General features: G+C 61.5%; 2 protein-coding genes. Both read right to left on the bottom strand.

Annotation, left to right across the window (positions count from 1 at the left end; translation table 11 throughout):
- On the bottom strand, positions 1–854 hold an 854-nt coding region (moaA, locus tag AB4043_RS25920), incomplete at its 3' end, for a GTP 3',8-cyclase MoaA (protein WP_442308577.1).
- 69 nt (positions 855–923) lie between these two features.
- On the bottom strand, positions 924–1279 hold a 356-nt coding region (locus tag AB4043_RS25915; RefSeq protein WP_442308576.1), incomplete at its 5' end, for a hypothetical protein.

Here is a 1279-nt window from a genome sequence, read left to right as displayed (position 1 = left end):
CGGCTGCAGTGGCCGCAGAAGGGATGTGAGACAGGGGCGATAATGCCAATCTCGCCGCGGCGATCGCTAAAGCCGTAACGGCGGGCGGTTTCGCTAACGGAATTGGGGGCAAGCTCCACCAGGTCGCCGACGTTGCTCAGACGATTGACGATCTCTTCCAGAGGAATCACCAGATCGCGGGACCAGACCTTGTCCTCTTCCAGCGGCATGAACTCGATGAAGCGGACGATGACATCCTCGGTGCGCGCAAACTCGGCGAAGCGCTCGATCTGGTCGTCGTTCCAGCCCCTCATGAGCACGCAGTTCACCTTCACCGGGGCCAGGCCGGCTGCCTTTGCGGCGCGAATGCCCTCGAGAACGCGCTCATAACTGCGCGGCACCCGGGTAATGCGGGCAAAGGTCTCGGCATCGACCGCATCCATGCTGACGGTAATGCGGCTTAGCCCGGTGCGGCGAAGAGGCTCGGCAAGCTCGGCAAGCAGGTGGCCGTTGGTGGTCAGGGCGATATCGGGACGGTCGCCATCGAGAGTGCGCATCTGGGCCAGCTCGGCGATCAACTCCAGAAGATCGTGACGCAGCAGCGGCTCGCCGCCGGTCAGCCGGATCTTCTCGATACCCATTCCCAGAAAGACGCGGGCGATACGGGCGTAGTCGGCCATGGGCAGCTCGTGCACCGGGGTTGCACCCTGGCCGCTGCGGCAGTAGACACAGCGGAAGTTGCAGCGGTCGGTGATGGAGAGCCGCAGGTCGGTAATAGCGCGGTCGAACTTATCACGCAGCCGTACCGTGCTGCCCATCGGGGTATTACCAGTGGGCATTTGCTCTTCCACCACGGCCATGGAGGGAAAAGACATGTGGAGACTCAAGTATAGGACGCAAAAGGCCACCCTGCCGGGTGGCCTTGGTAAATCGTTTGCCTACCCTTAGTAGCTCTGGAACTCGTTGGTTCCCTTGCGCAGACGCAGGCCGTTGATCAGGAAAGTCAGGGCAAAGATGCCCGTAATCGCGCACCAGTAAACCATGGGGTGGATCACGCCGGGAGAGTAGGTGGCATCCTGGCCGGCCCAAAGGGTCAGCACGATGCAGACGATCAGGCACTGCCCGCCCATCACCAGCAGCAACTGTCCGCGGCGGCGACGAGCGTCAAGAATCTCCACCTCTTCCGGGGTAAGGTTGCGTTCCGCGGCTGGGATCAGCTTGTTTGCCATCGTTCCTGTCTCCTGAAAATCTTGCTTGTCTGCTATTACACCACAGCCGGACGAGCGGCGTGATTGCTGAG

Source organism: Terriglobus sp. YAF25, from assembly GCF_052113305.1.
GTDB lineage: Bacteria > Acidobacteriota > Terriglobia > Terriglobales > Acidobacteriaceae > Terriglobus.
The sequence above is the reverse complement of the archived record's forward strand: the minus strand, read 5'-3'. Positions and strand labels throughout refer to the sequence as shown.